Raw genomic sequence first — 2787 nt, 5'->3', positions numbered from 1 at the left:
TGCTCGTCAGGGATCTGCTGCGGTTGTCTCATCGCCACTTGGCGGATCGTCTCCCTTGCACCATTGAAGGAGGTAGGCCGTGGGATGCCCGGGGGCCTCGGTCGGGAACCGAACATTCTGACCGGCGTGCTCAAAGCGACAGTGCGTGACCCATCTGGTCGGGCCCCGACGCCAGACTGTTTAACGGGCTTGTATCCCCAGAAGGAACCGGCGTTCGGCGGGCAACCCGTGCCAATTTTCACGCCTGTGTGGCGTCACCGGAAGGGACAGGAAGACTTTTTACAAGCCAAGGGCAGCATGCACGTCACACGGCTCATGTGCTGGTCAGACGGTAGATACGGGTCGGGGATGTGTGATCACGTAAGGCGGTGTTGCTGTACGGCACTGCTGTACCAACCCTCCCTGAGGGGCCAAGGTCATTCCGGGTAATCCCGGGTCCCTTGAATCGCCTCACCCTCAAGCTGTGCGAGATAGTGACGAGATCATCTCTTTCACCCATGGTCTCCGGAAGCGTATTTAGGCTTAGGACATCTAGATCGGTGGCGGCGAGCCGATTGCCCCTAGGGTGAACGGAGGTAGGCTCGTGGAACAGGAGCCGTCGCCCGCAGAGGGTCGGCGAACTTTCATCGGGTACCTCAAACAGGCGCGCGAGATGGCCTGGAATCCTTCCGCCGCATGGCTGGCCCGCCAGTCTAGGATCTCCCAGAGCACAGTGGAAAGCCTGATCGGTGGCCGGCGTACGAGGCTGCCTGATTGGAACACCCAAGTAGAGCCGCTGCTGGCCGCCTACCGATGCAAAGTGGCAGACGATCAGCGCGGACATCCCGACGCGGTACTGGGCACCATGTCGGCTTGGAAGCAGGCCTACGACGATGCGCAAAACACCCGGCCAATCACCTGCCCGCTGCCGGTACGCCCTGTCATCGCGCCACCAGCAGACCAGCGAAACGTGCACCAAAGAAGCTCTGCCTGGGAAGGTACAGACCTGCACGGTCCGGGGCGGCCAATCAAGCAGGTGCGAGCGGTTGATCTGGAAGTGCATCCGGCGATCGACGCTGGCGCGGTCGGCATGGGCCTGGACACGTTGCCCGCCTACATTAACCGCGCCCACGATGAGGCCTTGGCCGCTGTAGTGCAGAAGGTCCGCGATCACGGCGATGTTCGCATGCGAGTGCTAGTCGGCGGATCTTCCACTGGCAAGACCCGCACTTGCTGGGAGGCCGTGCGCCACCTGCCGCCGCCGTGGCGGCTGTGGCATCCGCTGCGCCCAGATCGGCCTGAGGCGGCGTTGACCGATCTGGAGAATGTTGGCCCGCACACCGTGGTTTGGCTGAACGAAGCCCAGCATTACCTGCTCACTCCTGTAAGCACAACAGGCGAGCAGGTCGCCGCCGGGATACGTGAACTGCTGGCTAGCCCCAAGCGAGGTCCAGTGCTGGTGTTGGGCACCCTGTGGCCACAATACTGGGACCTTCTGACCGCTGTCCCTACTCCCGGCAAGCCTGATCCGCACGCCCAAGCCCGTGACCTGCTCAAAAATGTCAGCATCCGCATCCCGGACGCCTTCACTGGCTCTGACCTTGACGCCGCCACCGTCACTGCGGAGAAGGATCCACGGCTGGCCGAAGCTCTGCGCCATGCCTCATCGGGAGCGCTGACTCAGTACCTAGCTGGCGGGCCCGCCCTGATCGAGCGCTATGACAAGGCCGCCCTCGCGGCCCGGGCGCTGTTGCACGCGGCAATGGATGCTCGTCGGCTCGGGCACGAGGCCACCTTGCCGCGGCTGCTGCTAGAAGAAGCCGCCGCCGGCTACCTCAGCGACGACCAATGGGACCTGCTGGCCGATGACTGGCTGGAGAAGGCGTTCGCCTACCTGACTGACCCACTGCCATGTCGCGGGGCCCGCCCTCCACTGACTCGGATCAAGTCTCGCCCCGGCACCTCCTTCGTTCCGACAAGTCGGGAGAGGGGTGAACCATTTTACCGGCTGGCCGACTACCTGGAACAACACGGCGCTCAAGCCCGCCGTCTGGTATGTCCCCCGGCTGGGTTCTGGGACGCCGCCACCCGCCACGCTGCTACCTCAAGAGACCATACCGCTCTCGCTCAGGCCGCAGACGATCGAGGACGTTACCGTCATGCCTTTGCTCTGTGGCAACGCGCCGCTGACGCTGGCGACAACCATGCTCTGCACGCCTTGGCCCGGCTACGGGATCAGGTCGGCGACCATGAAGGAGCTGAGCGACTAGCCCGCGCAGCCGCCGACATCGGCAACAGCGATGCACTGTACAACTTAGCCCGAGCACGAAAGCAGAGCGGCAGCCAGAAAGAAGCTAAGCGGCTATACCTACTGGCCGCCGACACTGGCAACAGCCATGCGCTGTACGCCCTGGCCGAACTGCGGGAGCAAGCTGGCGACCGCGAAGGGGCTGAGCGACTAGCCCGCGCAGCCACCGACGCCAGCAACACCAACGCACTACGCGCTCTAGCCCAGGCTAGAAAACAGCTCGGCGAACAGGATGGGGCTGAGCGACTAGCCCGCGCAGCCGCCGACGCCAGCGACCCATTCGCGCTGCGAACCCTGGCACAGCAACTGGAACAGGCCGACGAACAGGATGGGGCTGAGCGACTAGCCCGCGCAGCCGCCGACCTCGGCAACAGCGATGCACTGTACGTCTTAGCCCGAATGCGGGAAAGAGCTGGCGACCATGAAGGGGCTGAGCGACTAGCCCGCGCAGCCACCGACATCGGCAACACCAACGCACTACGCGCTCTAGCCCGAATGCG

Annotated in this window: 1 protein-coding gene; it reads left to right on the top strand. The window is 64.0% G+C overall.

What is annotated here, in order from left to right; all coding sequences use genetic code 11:
- Window positions 1–583: 583 nt before the first annotated feature.
- The coding region (locus ACIN94_RS32310; RefSeq protein ID WP_400714676.1) for a tetratricopeptide repeat protein at window positions 584–2787 on the top strand (2204 nt) is incomplete at its 3' end.

It is taken from the genome of Streptosporangium sp. NPDC087985 (genome assembly GCF_044741965.1).
Lineage (GTDB): Bacteria > Actinomycetota > Actinomycetes > Streptosporangiales > Streptosporangiaceae > Streptosporangium.
This window is presented reverse-complemented; position numbering and strand designations above follow the sequence as displayed.